This is a genomic window from Bradyrhizobium sp. 18BD, from assembly GCF_054185225.1.
On sequence record NZ_JAVAYL010000011.1, the window covers coordinates 64,737 to 80,182 of the forward strand.

16 protein-coding genes and 1 pseudogene are annotated in these 15,446 nt (G+C 64.8%); 7 read left to right on the top strand and 10 right to left on the bottom strand.

Features of this window, described 5'->3' with window-relative positions; translation table 11 throughout:
* Nucleotides 1-13: 13 nt before the first annotated feature.
* Nucleotides 14-1,261 carry an MFS transporter gene (locus tag RAD16_RS20575; RefSeq protein WP_458159720.1) on the bottom strand — a complete coding sequence of 416 codons (1,248 nt, stop codon included), beginning with the start codon at nt 1,259-1,261 and terminating at the stop codon, nt 14-16.
* A gap of 325 nt (nt 1,262-1,586) precedes the next feature.
* The gene (locus RAD16_RS20580; protein ID WP_458159721.1) at nt 1,587-2,066 is read right to left on the bottom strand and encodes a GNAT family N-acetyltransferase; all 480 of its coding nucleotides are present in this window, start codon (nt 2,064-2,066) and stop codon (nt 1,587-1,589) included.
* Nucleotides 2,067-2,255: 189 nt separating this feature from the next.
* On the opposite strand from RAD16_RS20580, the gene RAD16_RS20585 reads away from it, so the two are divergent.
* The 3 genes from RAD16_RS20585 to RAD16_RS20595 all read left to right on the top strand — a co-directional run bounded on the left by RAD16_RS20585 (nt 2,256) and on the right by RAD16_RS20595 (nt 4,579).
* Nucleotides 2,256-3,407 carry a zinc-binding dehydrogenase gene (locus RAD16_RS20585; protein WP_458159722.1) on the top strand — a complete coding sequence of 384 codons (1,152 nt, stop codon included), beginning with the start codon at nt 2,256-2,258 and terminating at the stop codon, nt 3,405-3,407.
* Between the two features lie 128 nt (nt 3,408-3,535).
* Nucleotides 3,536-3,958 (top strand): VOC family protein, encoded by a 423-nt coding sequence (locus RAD16_RS20590; protein WP_458159723.1) that lies wholly within the window; start codon nt 3,536-3,538, stop codon nt 3,956-3,958.
* A gap of 108 nt (nt 3,959-4,066) precedes the next feature.
* Nucleotides 4,067-4,579 (top strand): hypothetical protein, encoded by a 513-nt coding sequence (locus RAD16_RS20595; protein WP_458159724.1) that lies wholly within the window; start codon nt 4,067-4,069, stop codon nt 4,577-4,579.
* 18 nt (nt 4,580-4,597) lie between these two features.
* Here RAD16_RS20595 and RAD16_RS20600 read toward each other — a convergent pair whose 3' ends face one another.
* The 3 genes from RAD16_RS20600 to RAD16_RS20610 form a co-directional block, all read right to left on the bottom strand.
* Nucleotides 4,598-4,951 (bottom strand): cupin domain-containing protein, encoded by a 354-nt coding sequence (locus tag RAD16_RS20600; protein ID WP_458159725.1) that lies wholly within the window; start codon nt 4,949-4,951, stop codon nt 4,598-4,600.
* Nucleotides 4,952-5,015: 64 nt separating this feature from the next.
* Nucleotides 5,016-5,756, bottom strand: a complete 741-nt coding sequence (locus tag RAD16_RS20605; protein WP_458159726.1) for a metallophosphoesterase family protein — start codon at nt 5,754-5,756, stop codon at nt 5,016-5,018.
* A gap of 84 nt (nt 5,757-5,840) precedes the next feature.
* Nucleotides 5,841-6,353 carry a hypothetical protein gene (locus RAD16_RS20610; RefSeq protein WP_458159727.1) on the bottom strand — a complete coding sequence of 171 codons (513 nt, stop codon included), beginning with the start codon at nt 6,351-6,353 and terminating at the stop codon, nt 5,841-5,843.
* A 253-nt stretch (nt 6,354-6,606) separates the two neighbouring features.
* On the opposite strand from RAD16_RS20610, the gene RAD16_RS20615 reads away from it, so the two are divergent.
* The gene (locus RAD16_RS20615; RefSeq protein ID WP_458159728.1) at nt 6,607-8,607 is read left to right on the top strand and encodes a DEAD/DEAH box helicase; all 2,001 of its coding nucleotides are present in this window, start codon (nt 6,607-6,609) and stop codon (nt 8,605-8,607) included.
* A 78-nt stretch (nt 8,608-8,685) separates the two neighbouring features.
* Here the strand turns inward: RAD16_RS20615 and RAD16_RS20620 are convergent, their stop codons facing one another.
* Both RAD16_RS20620 and RAD16_RS20625 read right to left on the bottom strand, forming a co-directional pair.
* Nucleotides 8,686-8,979, bottom strand: a complete 294-nt coding sequence (locus RAD16_RS20620) for a hypothetical protein (RefSeq protein WP_458159729.1) — start codon at nt 8,977-8,979, stop codon at nt 8,686-8,688.
* 127 nt (nt 8,980-9,106) lie between these two features.
* The gene (locus RAD16_RS20625; RefSeq protein WP_458159730.1) at nt 9,107-9,613 is read right to left on the bottom strand and encodes a GNAT family N-acetyltransferase; all 507 of its coding nucleotides are present in this window, start codon (nt 9,611-9,613) and stop codon (nt 9,107-9,109) included.
* 147 nt (nt 9,614-9,760) lie between these two features.
* Between RAD16_RS20625 and RAD16_RS20630 the strand changes: the two genes are divergently transcribed.
* Nucleotides 9,761-10,147, top strand: a complete 387-nt coding sequence (locus RAD16_RS20630) for a COG4315 family predicted lipoprotein (RefSeq protein ID WP_458159731.1) — start codon at nt 9,761-9,763, stop codon at nt 10,145-10,147.
* 59 nt (nt 10,148-10,206) lie between these two features.
* On the opposite strand, the pseudogene RAD16_RS20635 reads toward RAD16_RS20630, so the two are convergent.
* A pseudogene (locus RAD16_RS20635) lies at nt 10,207-11,339 on the bottom strand (DJ-1/PfpI family protein).
* A gap of 437 nt (nt 11,340-11,776) precedes the next feature.
* Here RAD16_RS20635 and RAD16_RS20640 point away from each other — a divergent pair.
* A complete protein-coding gene (locus tag RAD16_RS20640; RefSeq protein ID WP_458159732.1) occupies nt 11,777-12,262 on the top strand; it encodes a phasin in 486 nt (161 codons plus the stop codon).
* A 277-nt stretch (nt 12,263-12,539) separates the two neighbouring features.
* Here RAD16_RS20640 and RAD16_RS20645 read toward each other — a convergent pair whose 3' ends face one another.
* Nucleotides 12,540-13,331, bottom strand: a complete 792-nt coding sequence (locus tag RAD16_RS20645) for a Crp/Fnr family transcriptional regulator (RefSeq protein ID WP_458159733.1) — start codon at nt 13,329-13,331, stop codon at nt 12,540-12,542.
* Between the two features lie 197 nt (nt 13,332-13,528).
* Entirely contained in the window at nt 13,529-14,083 is a 555-nt protein-coding gene (locus tag RAD16_RS20650) for a PAS domain-containing protein (RefSeq protein WP_458159734.1), read from the bottom strand.
* Between the two features lie 454 nt (nt 14,084-14,537).
* On the opposite strand from RAD16_RS20650, the gene RAD16_RS20655 reads away from it, so the two are divergent.
* Nucleotides 14,538-15,359 (top strand): rhomboid family intramembrane serine protease, encoded by an 822-nt coding sequence (locus RAD16_RS20655; protein WP_458159735.1) that lies wholly within the window; start codon nt 14,538-14,540, stop codon nt 15,357-15,359.
* Nucleotides 15,360-15,446 lie beyond the last annotated feature (87 nt).

The window sequence follows — 15,446 nt, forward strand, 5'->3', positions numbered from 1 at the left end:
GAGGGGGCTGGAGTCAATTGGCCGCCTTCCTCGCCGCGCGCGCATAGAGCAGGCACAGCAGCGCCAGCAGCACCGCGGCCGACAGCCCGAGCGACCAGTGAATGCCGATCGCAGCGCCGAACACGCCGACGGTGATGCCGCTGAACGCGCGCATCCCGAGCCCGGCCATGTTGTAGAGGCCGACGACGCGGCCGCGGATGTCGGCCGGTGCGTTCAGCTGCACCAGCGCCTGCGCCATGGTGTTGAACGACAATTCGAAGAAGCCGGCGAAGAACAGCAGCACGATCGCGACCGGATAGATCCGCACAGCGGCGAAGCCGAACAGCGCCACGCTCCAGAGCATCGCCAGCATGATCGCGGTGCGCGGCGTGCCCTTCAGCCGCCCCCACGATTCCAGCGCGATACCCGCGAGCAGTGCGCCGCCGGCATCGGCCGCGAGCAGCACGCTGTAGGAGACGCCGGGATCGCCATGGCCGAGATCGCCGGCAAAGCCGGGCATCTGGGCGTGATAGGCATTGCCGATCATGAAGGAGGTGAGGCCGGCAAGCCACGTCATCGCCGTCAGCACCGGTTGCGTGCCGATGGCGCGAACTGTCAGCAGGATGTCGGCGAAGCCGCGCACGGCGAAGCGCCGCACCGCCACGCTGCCGTCGCGCACCGGCGCCCAGAACAGCCACAGCAGCATCGGCAGATAGAACAGCGTGTTGAAGATGATGCCGTGCGAGGTGCCGAGCGTCAGCATGATGATTCCGCCGACCGCAGGCCCCACCAGGATGCCGAGATAGCGCGCCATCGCGTTGAGCCGCACCGCGCTCGGCAGATCGGCAGAGCCCACGAGATCGTAGAGCAGCAGCTGGTTCGGCGTCTGCCACAGCACGCCGGCGCAGCCATGGATCACCAGCAGCAGCATCGCGTGCCACATCTGGATCGTATCGGTGATGAAGAAGAAGCCCCAGCCGGCTGAGGCTACGATGAACAGCAACATGCCGCACTGGATGATGCGGCGCGGATCGAACCGGTCCGCGAGCCCGCCGACCGCGACCGAGAACAGCAGAAACGGGAGCCAGTGCGACAGCACGGCAAAGCCGCCCAGCGTCGGCGAGTGGAATTTCTGGAACACCACCCAGTAGCTGATCACGTGCTCGATATTGTCGGCCATCATCGCGAGCACGTAGGCGATGAACTGGAGCCGGTACGGCACGGACTTCATCGCCGCGAACGATCCGGACGCGGCCACGGGATTTTGGGGCAGGGGGTTCAAGGGATCACCAGAGTGGGGCTTTATCCGGCCATACACGCTCGTTGGTGAAGGCTCAAGACACTTGGGTGTGCCGGGGCATCTGCCATGCACCGCTGCCACACGCTCTATCGTCATCCTGAGGTGCGCGCCCTTGCGCGCCTTGAAGGATGGGCCGCGAGCGCCCGTAGCCCATCCTTCGAGGCTCCCCTTGCGATGCTGATGCATCGCAAGGGGAGCACCTCAGGATGACGGCGGAGTGTGTGGCAGGCTCTGTAGCCCGGATGGAGCGAAGCGTAATCCGGGGCCGCCAGTCCCGCATATCGCTGCGCTCATGCGGGCTACGCTCCTACCCCAGCGCCTTGACATAAACCGCATAAGGCACGCCCAAAATATCCGGCGCCTCGCCAACCCTGACAAATCCCATCCGCAGATACATCGGCAGCGCCACCGTCATGATCGGCGTCGTATGCAGCGCGATGACGCCCGACTGGTCGCGCTCGGCGCGGCGCAGGCACTCTTCGGTCAATTGCCGGCCGATGCCCTTGCCGCGCGCGGCGGGATCGACCACCAGCATGCGGATGACCGGCCAAGCCGGATCGAAGAACGCTGCCTTCGGCGTTTTCGGACCGACATAGGCGACGGCGCCGACGATCCGGCCGCCATCCTCGACGACGATGATCTCGCCGGTCTTGGCAAGCTCCGGCATCTTCGCGACATGGGTCATGAACAACGGCCAGTCGGAATAATGCGGCTCGAACTCCGCGAAGGCCGCCAGCGCGACGCGGACGATCGCCTCGGCGTCGGCTGGCTGATAGTCACGAAGCATCGGCGTTGTCCTCGTAGCCCGGATGGAGCGAAGCGCAATCCGGGGCCGCTGTCCCCGCATTACGCTTCGTTTCATGCGGGCTACGAGACTGCCTGCTTGGCACGACCGCCCATCTCACATACGCTTCGCCCCAGCCCGCACCATCAATCATAACAGACGGGCAGCGAGGAAACAGCCGAGGAAACCGCTATGGACCAGATCCGCGTCTGCACCCACGCAGGGCCGGGCAGCGAGCCTGTCATCAAAACCGTGCCATGGCCGAAGGTCGGCCGGAAGGCCGCGCTGATCAAGGTCGGCGCATGCGGCGTCTGCGGTACCGATCTGCACATCCTGAAGGGACATTGGCCGAAGCCGTTGCCCTGGCCGTTCACGCTCGGCCACGAGCTCGGCGGTGTCATCGTCGAATGCGGCGACGAATTCACGGAAGACTTCATGAGCAAGCCGCTCAAGGTCGGCTCGAAAGTGATGATCCCGCCGTTGATGCCCTGCGGCCATTGCTATTACTGCATTCACTATCCGCAGACCGCCAACAAATGCCTGGCGCCGGTCTATTACGGCCGCTATCTCGGCTTCGACAAGGCGCCGCACATGTGGGGCGGCTGGGCCGAATATGTCTATGTCGATCTCGAGATGCTGCCGGGCACCAAGATCTACAAATTGCCCGACGACATGTCGCTGCGCCTCGGCGCATTGTCCGAGCCGCTGACCTCCTGCATCCGTGCCTTCAACCGCGCCACCCGCGCCGACGGCTTTTCCTGGGGCGACACGGTGGTGATCCAGGGCTCGGGCCCGATCGGCATTTTAGCGGTCGCGGCGGCAAAAGAGATGGGAGCAGGGCGCGTGATCTGCGTCGGCGCGCCGGAGGAGCCGCGGCTCAAGCTCGCGCGCGAGTTCGGCGCGGAGGTGACCGTCAACATCGGGGAGCTCAAATCGCCGCAGGAGCGCATCGATCGCGTGCGGGAAATCGTCGGCGGCTTCGGCGCTGATCTGGTGATGGATTGCTCGGGCCATCCGACCGCCGGCCCCGAAGGCATCGAGATGCTGCGCGACGGCGGCACCTATGTCGAGATGGGCCAGTTCACCGACGCCGGCTCGATCGACACCTCCTGGCACCGCATCTGCACCAAGGACCTCAACGTGCTCGGATCCTGGGGCTTCACCGGCAATGATTTGCCGCTCGGCGTCGACATGCTCTACCGCACGGCATGCAAATATCCCTGGCTGAAGATGCAGACGATCTATCCGTTCACGGAAGCGGGCGTCGCACAGGCGGTGAAGGACGCGATGGCGATGAAGACGGTGAAGTCGACCATCGTGCCGTGGCCGGAGCTGGTGGAATAGAGGAGCGCGTTTGTTGAGATAAAGTTTCCGCTCTTGTAGCCCGGACGGAGCGCAGCGCAATCCGGGATTCTCGCCCGTGAATCCCGCATTGCGCTTCGCTCCATGCGGGCTACGAGTTAGAGTTTGGAATGAACGACGACATGACAAACGAACCAAGCCGCCGCTCCCCCTTCCACGCCATCCGCGCGATCGACTACACGGTCATCTTCGTGCGCGACATGGCGGCGATGCGGCGCTTCTACGAAGACGTTCTCGCACTATCCCTGCTGCGCGAGCTTTCGCCGAACTGGATCGAGTATGGGATCGGCAGCAACACGCTGGCGCTCGCCAAACCAAGCCGGACCGCCGCTGATGCGCCAACGCCGGCGGGCAGCGCCTCGCTGCAACTGGCCTTCAAAGTGTCTCCAGCCGAAGTCGACGCGTGCGCCGACGAACTCGTCCGGCAGGGCGTGACACTGCTCTCACCGCCGACCAACCAGGCGTTCGGGCATCGGACGCTGTTTTTCCGTGATCCCGACGGCAATCTTTTGGAGGTCTACGCCGAGATCTGAGCGTGGGGCGGCTGCCGCCCGAAAAGTTCCGCGGTAAATCCGCGAGTTATTCACGCCGCGGTGAAACTTAGGCCCAGGTTCCGGCTTTCAGTTCGCGGGAGAGGTCATTTGAAGCGAATCCTGAAACCACTCACCTACATCCTGGCCGCCATCTACTTCCTGGTGGATGCGGTCTTCATGGCCGTGGCGAGGCCGATCGCGCGCTGGATCGGGCGGCATTTCGAATTCAGGCGGTTGCGCGCCTGGATCAAATCGCTGCCGCCTTATCCGTCGCTCGCCTTGTTTTCGGTACCCGTCATCATTCTGGAACCGATCAAGCCCCTGGCCGCCTACCTCGTGGCAACCGGCCAGTTCCTGAGCGGCGTGGCGGCGTTCATCGGCTGCGAATTGCTCAAGCTGGTGCTGGTCGAGCGCCTGTTCCATCTCACCCGCGACAAGCTGATGCGGATTCCCGCATTCGCCTGGGTGTATGGGAAGTTCACCGAGATGAAGGCCTGGCTGCAGGCGACCGAGGCCTGGCGCGCCGTCCGCGCCGTGAGCCGCGCGGTGAGGGACACCGTGGCGCGGGCGAAAGCGAGGCTGGTCGCAAGCTTCAGCAAGCTGGCGACCTCCAGGGATTGAAGCTCGCTGCAAGCTCGCCTATGCGAGCTTGCGTGCCGCCGCGGTCGCCTTGTCGCCCGTATTCGGCGTGCCGGTCGGCTCGATCAGCATCAGGTGAACCTCCTTGCGTGCGACCGGGCGATGCTCGACACCTTTGGGCACGACGTAGAGCTCGCCCGGACCGAGCGTCACCGTGCGGTCGCGCAATTCGATGTCGAGAATGCCTTTCAGAACCAGAAAGAAATCGTCGGTGTCGTCGTGCTTGTGCCAGGTGAACTCGCCCTTCACCTTCACCACCATCACGTCGCAACCGTTGAAGGTCGTGACCGTGCGCGGCGACCAATAATCCTGAAAAGTAGCGAGCTTGTCGGCAAGCGATATGCTGTCGGCCATGTTTCCCCCGTTGCTCTCTCGTGAGGCAGGATTTGGGGGCGAATGGCCGGTGCGGCAAGGCCCGTTATTTGACGCATCCGGTCAACATGGCCTGCGCCCATTCCGGGCGGCCGTTGGCGAGCGCCTGGGCGGATGCGGCTTCCCAGTCGTATTCCAGGGCCAACAGTTCGACTTGCCAGCCTCTGGTTCGTTTCGTGATGATCGCGTAGCGGGCGTGAGGCGAGCGGTGCTCCAGGTTTGCGGCAAACGGAATGTCCGCGAACACCGGGCAACCGACGCTGCCGGGATTGAGGACCAGACAGTCGCCCGGTCCATGAACAGCCGCCTGGCGGTGGCTGTGACCGCACAATACGACGCGCGCCGTTGGCGCGCTCGCGAGGCGCGCGGTCAGCACGTCGCGACGTGCCGGCACGAAGCGGCCGTCCTCGAGCGATTCTTCCAGCAGGCACGTCATATCGTCGTCGGGCGTGCCGTGACAGGCCAGGATCCCGTCGTCCAGCCGTATCTGGGAGGGCTGGCCGTGGAGTGCGCGACGCTGCTCCGCGGTCAACGCGTTGCGCGCAAACAGACCTGCCGGCGAGAGCTTGTTGTCCGGAAACTCCTCAATCCAGCGATCATGGTTTCCGCGCACCGTCGGCAAGGACAGCGACTGGAGAGCCTCGAACGTTTCCCTTGGCCACAGCGGGCTGGTGACGCAGTCGCCGAGGTTGACCGTTCGATCGACGCCACGCGCCTTGATGTCGGCCAGTACCGCTTCCAACGCGGCAAGGTTGCCGTGAATATCGGATATGACTGCCAATCGCATCGTCGTGCTCCCCTTGCTGCTTTGCCTGAACTTAACTCTGCCAGGTCACCGGTCCTATCTCGAATCGGCTGATAGGACGTCTAACTAGCCACGCCTGATAGTACTCTCCTTCACCACCGTCACGCCCACCACCTTCGTGCCCTCCAGCTCCCGCACGATCCGCTCGTCCGGTTCGACGATGCCGAGATCGAACTCGCGGTCCGGCGTCACGAGGATCATGCGCTGGCCGATGATCACGAGCACGGTCATGTCGTCGCGCTCGCCTTCCTCGGCCCACGCACGGATCTCCGCCGCATAGGGCGCCTTGCGCCAGGCATTGGGCGAGCCGGGGTCACAGCGGATTTCAATGCCGTCATCCGACGTGGTCAGCACCAGTTTCGATCGGCTCGGTTTCCAGCGCTCGTCGAGGAGATCGTTGACGAGCCAGAGACAGGCGAAGTCGCCACATTCGGCCGGGCGTCCGGCGTAGATCGCGCAGCCCTGGCCGGGTTTGCAGTGCCGGCACCAGCTTCCCGCCGGTTTGGCCAGCGCCTCGATGGCCATGACCTTGCAGCAGAGCGTGCAATCGCCGCAGGTGCGTTTGACGGAGGGCGTCACGCAGTCGTTCCCAGTCGTTCCCCTTGGAGCCGGTTGGCTTCAGCTTAATCAAGGTGGCTGCAAAAATCCGCTGCAACCTTCAGGCGCGGTGCTTACCGCGAAGCCATGCATCAAAGCCATGGTGATTTCCGAACTCTTGGCGTAAAGAGCGCCCTGATCAATCCGGCGTGCGGCCGGGCCGTTTGCCGCGCACGCCAGCTCAGGTCCGCCGGTTCATCGTTCCGCGCCTGAATTAACCAAGGTTCTCCATCTCGTGTCCCTTCCGGCCCTGACCCCGCCGCTCGCCCGTGCTTTGGCCGAGCGGAATTATGATTCACTGACCCCCGTCCAGCTCGCCGTGCTGGCCCACGACGCCGCCGGCCGCGACCTTCTGGTCTCGGCCCAGACCGGCTCCGGCAAGACCGTCGCGTACGGATTGGCCATCGCCAAGAATGTTCTCGACGATTCCGAGCAGTTCGGGCAGGCGGCCGCACCGCTCGCCCTGATCGTGGCGCCGACCCGCGAACTCGCCTTGCAGGTCCAGCGCGAGCTCGCATGGCTCTATGGACATGCCGGGGGCCGGGTCGTCTCCTGCGTCGGCGGCATGGATCCGCGCCGCGAGCAGCGCGAGCTTGCGGCCGGCGCGCACATCGTGGTCGGCACGCCGGGCCGGCTCTGTGATCATTTGCGCCGCGGTCGTCTCGACATCTCCGAGCTCAAGGCGGTCGTCCTCGACGAGGCCGATGAGATGCTCAATCTCGGCTTCCGCGAGGACATGGAATTCATTCTCGAGACCACGCCGGAGACGCGCCGCACGCTGCTGTTCTCGGCGACGTTTCCGCGCGGCATCGTCGCGCTGGCGAGGCAATATCAGCGCGACGCCTTCCGGATCGAGGTCGCGGGCGACGAGGGCGGTCACGCCGACATCGAGTACCGCGCCATCCGGATCGCCCCTGGTGATGTCGAGCACGCCGTCGTCAACGTGCTGCGCTTCTACGAGGCGCCGAGCGCGCTGGTGTTCTGCAGCACGCGCGACAACGTCAGGCATTTGCAGGCGGCGCTGCTGGAGCGTGGCTTCTCCGTGGTCGCCCTGTCAGGCGAATTGACGCAGAACGAGCGCACCATGGCGCTGCAGTCGCTGCGGGACGGGCGCGCGCGCGTTTGCGTCGCGACCGACGTGGCCGCCCGCGGCATCGATCTGCCGAGCCTCGACCTCGTCATCCATGCCGACCTGCCGAACGATGCCGAGGTCATGCAGCATCGCTCCGGCCGTACCGGGCGCGCAGGGCGCAAGGGGACAAGCGTGCTCCTGGTGCCGCCCGCGCGGCGGCGGCGCGCCGAGCTGCTGCTGAACCTCTCCGGCACCGACGCGGCCTGGGGGACCGCGCCGCAGGCGGATGAGATCCGCAAGCTCGACCACGACCGCATGAAGGACGTGCTGTTCACCGAGGAGACGACGCCAGACGATCTGGCGCTGGCGCAGGCTTTGCTCGCCGAGCGGTCGGCCGAGGACATCGCCGCGGCATTGGCGCGGCTTTATCGCGCGCGGCTGCCGTCGCCCGAAGACATCATCGATCCCGGCGAACGAACCGTTCGGCCGCGTGATGATCGTGGTCGCGACAAGTTTCAACGCGAGGGCGGCGACGATCGTCCCGCCAAGCCGCGGTCGAAGCCGGGCAAGGCGTCGTCGAAGCACGGTATGGCGGAGGGCAGCGTCTGGTTCCGCGCCGCGATCGGACGGCGCAAGAATGCCGAGGCGCGCTGGCTGCTGCCGATGATCTGCCGCCGTGGCTGCATCGACAAGCGCGACATCGGCGCCATCAAGATCATGGACACGACCACCGAGTTCGAGATCTCCGAGCGGGTGGCGGAGTCCTTTGCCGCCAAGGTCAAGCGTCCGGACAAGGAAGACAGCATCCGCATCGAGCTGATGGCGGAGGCGCCGCAGCGGCAAGAACGTTCTGAAGCACGCTCGGAAGAACGATCAGAAGCGCGTTCGGACGAGCGCTCGGAACAGCGGTCACACGCGCCGCGGCGTGAGCGCGGCGAGGGCGAGCATCGCGAACGTCACGGCGATCGTCCGCGCGATGCAGGTGGCTTCAAGTCCCGCGACAAGGCCCACGGCGAACGCAGGCCGAAATTCGATGATGCTCCGTCGTTCGGCAAGAAAAAGAAGCACAAGAACAAGCCCGGGCACGCAGAGCCTTCAGTCACGCCGTGGGCCGCGAAGGGCGCACCGGGAAAGAAGCCGAAGAAGAAAAAGCATCGCGGCTGAATTTCAGTCTGACAGGCTGGGTACGAGCAATGCCGCCGGAGCGATCCGGCGGCATCATTTTAGAAATCAAGTGTGAGCTCAGCGGCCACCACCGCCACCACCGCCACCACCGCCACCACCACCGCCGGCATCACGCAGCGAGGTGTTGTAACGGGGATCGGTCTGCCGCATGTAGATCGGCGAGATGTCGTGATCGGTGCGAACGACGCGGCGTCCGCCCTGCTGCGGCGCTTCGATCAGGCCGGTGCAGCCCTCGAAGAACGCGAAGTCGCAGCCATAGCTGCGGTATTGCGTGGCATTGGCGCTGGTCGCGCTGAACGCGGCCGTCGCAGCGAATGCGATCAAGGCAAGTTTCGACAAAGTCAGTTTCATGGAGTTTCTCCAGCCTCGGTTTGGCGAGACCGGAACGGCTCGCACACAGCTTCGACGGAAGCCGGCTGAAGCCGGTTCGAGTGAGGGGCTTCACGGCCGCGTGAGTCGGGCGGCGAGGGGAGGGACGTTACGTCGCAGCCAAGTCGCGCAGCATGTAGGTCGCAGCTCCGCCGTAGGATGCAAGCTTGGCGCGCAGCTGCGCCTCCGCCGCGACGGGCCGAAAGCCGAGGCGCTCCCACAGCGGCCGCGTCGTGTAGACCGAGACGAGCGCGAGCGTCGCGATGCCGGATGCGCGCGCGAGCTGTTCGATGACCGCAACATAGTCGCGCGCAACGCCGCCGCGAAAATCGGGCAGCACGGCGACGTCGTGGATGTAGAGACAGTCCGCATCTGCGGGCAGTCGTTCGAGGAAATCGTCGAGCGGCGGAATGTTGTGCCGCGTCCAGGGATGCGCGAGCCCGTATCCGGCGATCGCATCGTCCGCGATGAGCACGCGACAGCCTTCGGGGTAGAGCCGCATTTTTTCCGCGAGCACGTCGGGACGTTCAGGAAGGTCCGGATGGATGCGCGCCGCGATCGCGCTGATCGCTGGCAGATCGGAAGCGCGCGCGGGGCGCCAGTGCGGCTTGGTCATGTCGGTCCGTCGTTCCGCGTCATGTCATCCAGTTTATTCCGCTGACGAGCTGCGCGCAGCGAAAAATATCGTTGCCGCCGCCAGAGGAATACGAGGCCTCGCGCGGCGTCCTACCTCGTGCAAGCCAATTGCATGACAGGAGAACCCATGATGTCCTCGATCCGCCTCGCGCTCACGCTCGCCGTCTCGCTCGCGATTGTTCCCGCGGCCTTCGCCGCGCCGCCGACCAAGACCGGCAAGACCGACAAGGGCAATGTGCTCACGGATGCCAAGGGCATGACGCTCTACACCTTCGACAAGGACATGGACGGCAAATCGGCCTGCAACGGGCCGTGTGCGACGAACTGGCCGGTGCTGAAGGCCGAGGCCAGCGATGCCGCCGGCGACGGCTACACCATCATCACGCGCGACGACGGCTCCAAGCAGTGGGCCTACAAGGGCAAGCCGCTCTACACCTTCGCCAAGGACACCAAGCCCGGCGACGTCACCGGCGACGGTTTCCTGAATGGCGCCTGGCATCTGGCGATGCCGTAGCGCATTGCGCGACTCCGGCGCGTTCTGCCGCGAAGGCGCGCGCCGGGCTGCGCATCCCTCTATCTCGGATATTCGAGCTGCATCGCCACGAAGTCGGCGGTGCGTGATCCGTATCGCGCGTCGATCGCCTGAAGCGTCTCGTCCAGCGCCCGTGCAGGTGGCAGCGTCACCGCTGCCGGCACCGTCTGCGCCGCCGGCCAGCCGTCTGCGATCCGGTCCGGCAGGATACGAAGGCCGCTGCGGCTCGTCAGAGCCTCTGCCGTCGCGGCGAAGGTGACGGCGCGGGAGCGATAGGTCCGCGACCACGCATCGGCGATCATGGTGAGCGAGACCTCGTCGATGCCTGACGTCAACGCGATCCCGAGCTGCTCGTGGTTCCAGACTGCGAGCGTGTTTGTGATCGCGGTCAGCGCGAAGGGCCGCGTGAAGCGGAACGCGTCACTGCGGTGGCGTGCATCCCACGCCGCAACGCCGATCTCCCGGGCGATCGCTTCGGCCCTGGCGCGGCCGGCGATGGCCTCAATCAGGGTGAGGGCCATCGGCATGGATGCCGTGATGCCGGTCGTCGTGGCGACGCCTCGGTCGACGACGATCCTGCGGTCGGGCGCATAGCGGATCCCGGAGTGCTTCTGCAGGTCGCGCACGGAATACCAGTGCGTCGTCGCGTGCTTGCCGTCGAGCAATCCGGCGTTGGCGACGACCTTGGCGCCGACGCAGATGCCGATCACGATCGCGCCCTTGCCGGCCTGGCTCCTGATCCATTGCAAGGCGGCCGCGTCGTCTTCGGTGGTCATCGCAGGGACGATGACATAATCGGCGCCGTCGGGATGGTCGGCGTCGAACGCGGCGATCGTCGCATGCGGCTGCACCTTCAGCGCGGGAAAGAGGGTCACGGGACCCGGCTGCGTTGCCAGCATCACGACGTCGGCGACATCGGCGCGCGCGAGGATGCCGTAGGGCATCAGATAATCGGTCGTCTCGCTCTTGTCGTTGATGCCGATGACGGCAATGAGGGGACGCCTTCGCTTCGGCGGTTTCAGCGCGGCAAGCGTCGCCTCGGACTCCTCGCTCGATATTGCAGGTGCGGCTCCCCGTGCCGGGGGCCGGGCAGCAGCAGCAACCAGGTTCCGCCGATCGCGGCGAGCGCCGCCAGGCCTCCGAGGGCGATCCAGGCCAGAATGCGCGAAATCATGATGTCACCCGAGCGCGGTCGTCTCATACGGCGCGGACGCTATTCGCTCTGGACGGTATCGGGAATGACGCAAATCCGGCAAAAAAGGTCATACCGCAAAAGGTCATGCCGCAAGTGCGAGCGTTTGCCTCACGACAGGAGTTGCTTCCCTGATCTCAAGTTGGCGCAAGCGATCTCAGCAACTTCAAAGATGCAAAGCGCGGCCTGTGCCGCGTCGTCGCATGAAATTGAATAAATTCACGCGGAGAGTCCGAAACCGAACCGAACCTCCTACTTTCGTCTGCCATAGTCGGCTTCGTAAAGGGGGCGGGGGCGGTTATCCGCAGCAATCCACCGCATTGAAAACAGGAGTGCTGGTGTCCCGGTGCGGCATGCACCTGGAACCGTCGGGGAGTCTTTAATCCGTTATCTAGTTTCGCTTGAAAGGATGAAAGCCCGTGAATGATGCCAATGTGAAAGTCGACACGAATGCTGCGCCGCAAGACGTGGGGGCCAACGGAAGCACGAAGCTCCAGTTCGACATACCCTTCTTCAACATGCAGAAGATCTTCGGCAGTCTGGCCGAGCAGGGCGCCACGCGGGCCCAGGCGAACTTTGCGCAGGTGAGGGCGACGTCGGAGGAGATCACCGCAGCTCTCTGCGATGCCTGCTCGACCAATGCCAGGCGTGCCGCCGACTACAGCACCAAGCTCATCGAGATTTCTCACGTCAATACCAGCTCCACGCTGGACTTCATTTCCCAGCTTGTCGATGCGAGGTCGTTTGCCGATCTCGTAGATCTCTCCACGGCCCACAGCCGCAAGACCCTTGAAGCAACTTCGGCCCACAACCGCGAACTCTGGGAGCTCGCCCAGAAGGTCGCGACTGAAACGGCCGAGCCGATCAAGCAGAGCCTCAACCGGGTTTTGCGTAGCGCTGCTTGAATCGAAGCGGTTGGCCGCGCGGATCGGCTGGACGAGCGTCTTCGCAAGAAAAGACGCCGTCCAGCCGATTGCGGCCCCCTCATTGTCGAGGTGACGCCAAGCTGGAGGAAATCAGGATGGGTATGGTGATGATCAAGTGCCCTGAAACGGGAAATGCCATTCCGACGGGCATCGAGATGGATGGCGAGAAGTTTAGGTGCAGTGTGGTGTTCTTTTCGCGCACCTATTGCAGGACGTGCGCCGCGACGCACGAATGGTTCGCCCGAGAGGCGTGGGTCTACGAGTCGGTCTTGGCAAACGAGGAGTCCGGGGGGAGGCAGGCAATCCGCGCCGGCGCGGCGTGAAGGACTCTCGGCGCGTCCTGCAGAATGATCCGATCGATCCTGCGGCTCATCACCTTATAGCACTCACAGGCGACGACCTCGAGCCGATGCCTGTCGATCTCGAGCTGCCCGCGCCGGTTGGATTTGATGGCCCGTGATGAGCGCAACGCGCTCACCACGTGCGTGACCGTGGTGCGCCGGACGCCGAGCAATTCCGACAGCGTCTCCTGTGTCAGGGGTAGGATGTCACCACCATCCGTGCGGTCGTGAATGTGCAGCAGCCAGCGGGCGAGGCGCGCCTCGACCGAATGGAGCGCATTGCAGGCTGCGACGTGCTGGACCTGCGTCAGCATCGCCCTGGTGAGAATGTGAATCGCGCTTGCGATGGCGGGACTGCGTTCGAGCGCAACGTGAAATCGTGCGGGCGAGATCTGCAGCGCCGTCCCGGCGACGCGGACGACTGCGGTGATGGGTGATCGGGTCGGGCCGAGTGCCGTCATGAGTCCGACGGCACCGTCGCTGCCGATCACGGCAGTTGCCGCCGTCTGTCCGTTCGGCAGCTCCATGATGAGGGCGATCGCGCCGCTGCAGGGAAACCAGAGATGGTCGATCTTGTCGCCCGATCGAACCAGGACCGCGTCGTGCTCGAGCGGCACTTTCCGCAAATGCGGTGCAAGCAAAGCGAAGTCCGCCGGCGGTAACGCAGCTAGCAATCGATTGCCAACTCTGGACGCGTGCTCCATCACGGGAACCGTCCCTCGACGGAGGCCCGGCCGACACATCTACCAACCGAGCCGCATTGTTGCTTGCCACGGCAATGGCCAATGCATCTTGAAAGTTAAGGTTCCTCGGATCGATTGGCAAGCGCGCACGCGGTCGCGTCCGAGCGCGATCGAACTTTCGAAAATGGTGCAACGCTGCGCGACAGAGGCGAAGGCTGCGCCTATCTCAGCCCCTCATACACCATCAGCCCGCGTGCGATCTGCAGCTTGCGGATCGCGCGCGGCAGCAGCTTCTCGGGCTGGTGCAGATAGCGCCAGGAGGCGAGGGTGAACGGACCGAGCGCGCCGCATTCGTCGTCGAACGGGGCAAGTACGCCGGTGACGCTGACGGGCGTGTGCGGGCGGGCGTTGAAGGGCAGCAGCAGCAGCTCGAGATACGCCTTGCTGCCGTTCTCGCGCGCGGCGGTGACGCCGGCGATCGCGCCCAGCGTTTCGTCGGCGACGATGGTCGTGATCTCCTCGATCTCGCCGCGGCTGGCATCGGTGAACAGTGCGGCAAAGCTCGCGTCTTTGAGGTCGCATCCCGCGAGCGCGCAGACGCGCGTGCCGGCGACGCGGAACGGGAAGCCGAGATTTTGCTCGCAGGACAGCACGAAGATGTCGCCGAGCAGGCCGCGGACGGCGGCCGGATCGATGTCGGCCCGGTCAGGGGCCCGCGCCGTGCCGCGCTTCTTGTCCCAATACGCGAAGAACTCGCGGCTCGACGGATGTTTCATGACTGAACGCTAACCCCGGGGCGCAACCGCGCGGGACAGACCTGTCCCGCTTCAGTGCACCCGCGATCCCTTTCGTTGTTGTGCAGGAGGGGATTTGCAGCGTCCATGCCGCAGCGGCGTTTTCGCAGCCCTTAAGGCCGCTTTTGCGTCGTTAACGTTAAATTAACTATGCGCTTTGCACCCGACCGGGCACTGCTATGGTGATCGCGGTCGCAAGCCTCGCCGCTTTTCTCCAGGTTCTCGGCGGGGCCTGTACACAGGGCGTCAAACAGTTTGGTCACGGGCCGCGGGGAGGGGTGGGGATACACCTTCATTCCTCTGGCACGGAAGGCCGACACGGACAGGCGGGGCTTTCCCAGGGCCCCGCCTTTTCCTTTTGCGGACTTGCGCAAGGCCGGCAAAGACGACTATCTCCAAGCGTATCGCTCTGATCGCGCCTGAAAGCGAAGCTGCCTTGGATTCCCCGCAAGATTTTCCGCCGAAGGATTCTCAGCCGGACCTGACTGCTGTCGTCGAGGAGGCTCCGCGCGAGCCGATCCTGACGCTGCCGGGGGCGCTGACCGCCTATATCGCGCTGCTGGCGGTGATCCATCTGCGGGTGCTGCTGCCGCCGGAGCTGGAGAACTGGACCATCGACGTCTTCGGCTTCATCCCGAAGCGCTACGATTCCTCGCTGCTCGATCTGCATATCCCGGGCGGGGCGGGGGCGAAGGTCTGGACCTTCGTCACCTATTCGCTGCTGCACGCCAATCTGACCCATATCGGCTTCAACATCCTGTGGCTGCTGCCGTTCGGCAGCGCGCTGGCGCGGCGCTTCGGCGCCGTCAGGTTCTTCGTGTTCATGGCGGTGACGGCGGCGGCCGGCGCGCTCGCCCATCTCGTCACCCATGAGCACGCGGTGGCGCCGATGATCGGCGCTTCGGCCTCGGTATCGGGTGCGATGGCGGCGGCGATCCGCTTCGCCTTCGGGCGCGGCAGCTTTCTGTCATTCACCCGATCGGATGCCGATACCGCCGCCAGGGTTCCCGCATTGCCGCTCTCGCGCGCGCTGCGCGACGGCCGGGTGCTCGGCTTCCTCGCGGTGTGGTTCGGCGTCAACATTATCTTCGGCGTCGGCGCGATCGGCGTGGACTCCGAAACCACCAGCGTCGCCTGGCAGGCTCATATCGGCGGCTTCTTCGCAGGGCTCCTGCTGTTCGCGCTGTTCGATCCCGTGCCGCGCGTGCGAAACGATGCTGCGGATGCGTCATCACAGGACGTTTCGGACCGTATTTGAAGCGGCGCTTGCGATGCGGCCCGAATTCATACATCATTCCCGGGAAGAATGTTCCGAAGCGACAAGCCGCTAGCGGCAATGCTTCGC

What these genes read in the sequence shown, in the direction of transcription:
- RAD16_RS20620 (WP_458159729.1), bottom strand. Translation starts at nt 8,979, where the DNA reads ATGAAACTGACTTTGTCGAAACTTGCCTTGATCGCATTCGCTGCGACG.
- RAD16_RS20600 (WP_458159725.1), bottom strand. Translation starts at nt 4,951, where the DNA reads ATGGCCGACAGCATATCGCTTGCCGACAAGCTCGCTACTTTTCAGGAT.
- RAD16_RS20605 (WP_458159726.1), bottom strand. Translation starts at nt 5,756, where the DNA reads ATGCGATTGGCAGTCATATCCGATATTCACGGCAACCTTGCCGCGTTG.
- RAD16_RS20625 (WP_458159730.1), bottom strand. Translation starts at nt 9,613, where the DNA reads ATGACCAAGCCGCACTGGCGCCCCGCGCGCGCTTCCGATCTGCCAGCG.
- RAD16_RS20585 (WP_458159722.1), top strand. Translation starts at nt 2,256, where the DNA reads ATGGACCAGATCCGCGTCTGCACCCACGCAGGGCCGGGCAGCGAGCCT.
- RAD16_RS20590 (WP_458159723.1), top strand. Translation starts at nt 3,536, where the DNA reads ATGAACGACGACATGACAAACGAACCAAGCCGCCGCTCCCCCTTCCAC.
- RAD16_RS20650 (WP_458159734.1), bottom strand. Translation starts at nt 14,083, where the DNA reads ATGAAACATCCGTCGAGCCGCGAGTTCTTCGCGTATTGGGACAAGAAG.
- RAD16_RS20580 (WP_458159721.1), bottom strand. Translation starts at nt 2,066, where the DNA reads ATGCTTCGTGACTATCAGCCAGCCGACGCCGAGGCGATCGTCCGCGTC.
- RAD16_RS20630 (WP_458159731.1), top strand. Translation starts at nt 9,761, where the DNA reads ATGATGTCCTCGATCCGCCTCGCGCTCACGCTCGCCGTCTCGCTCGCG.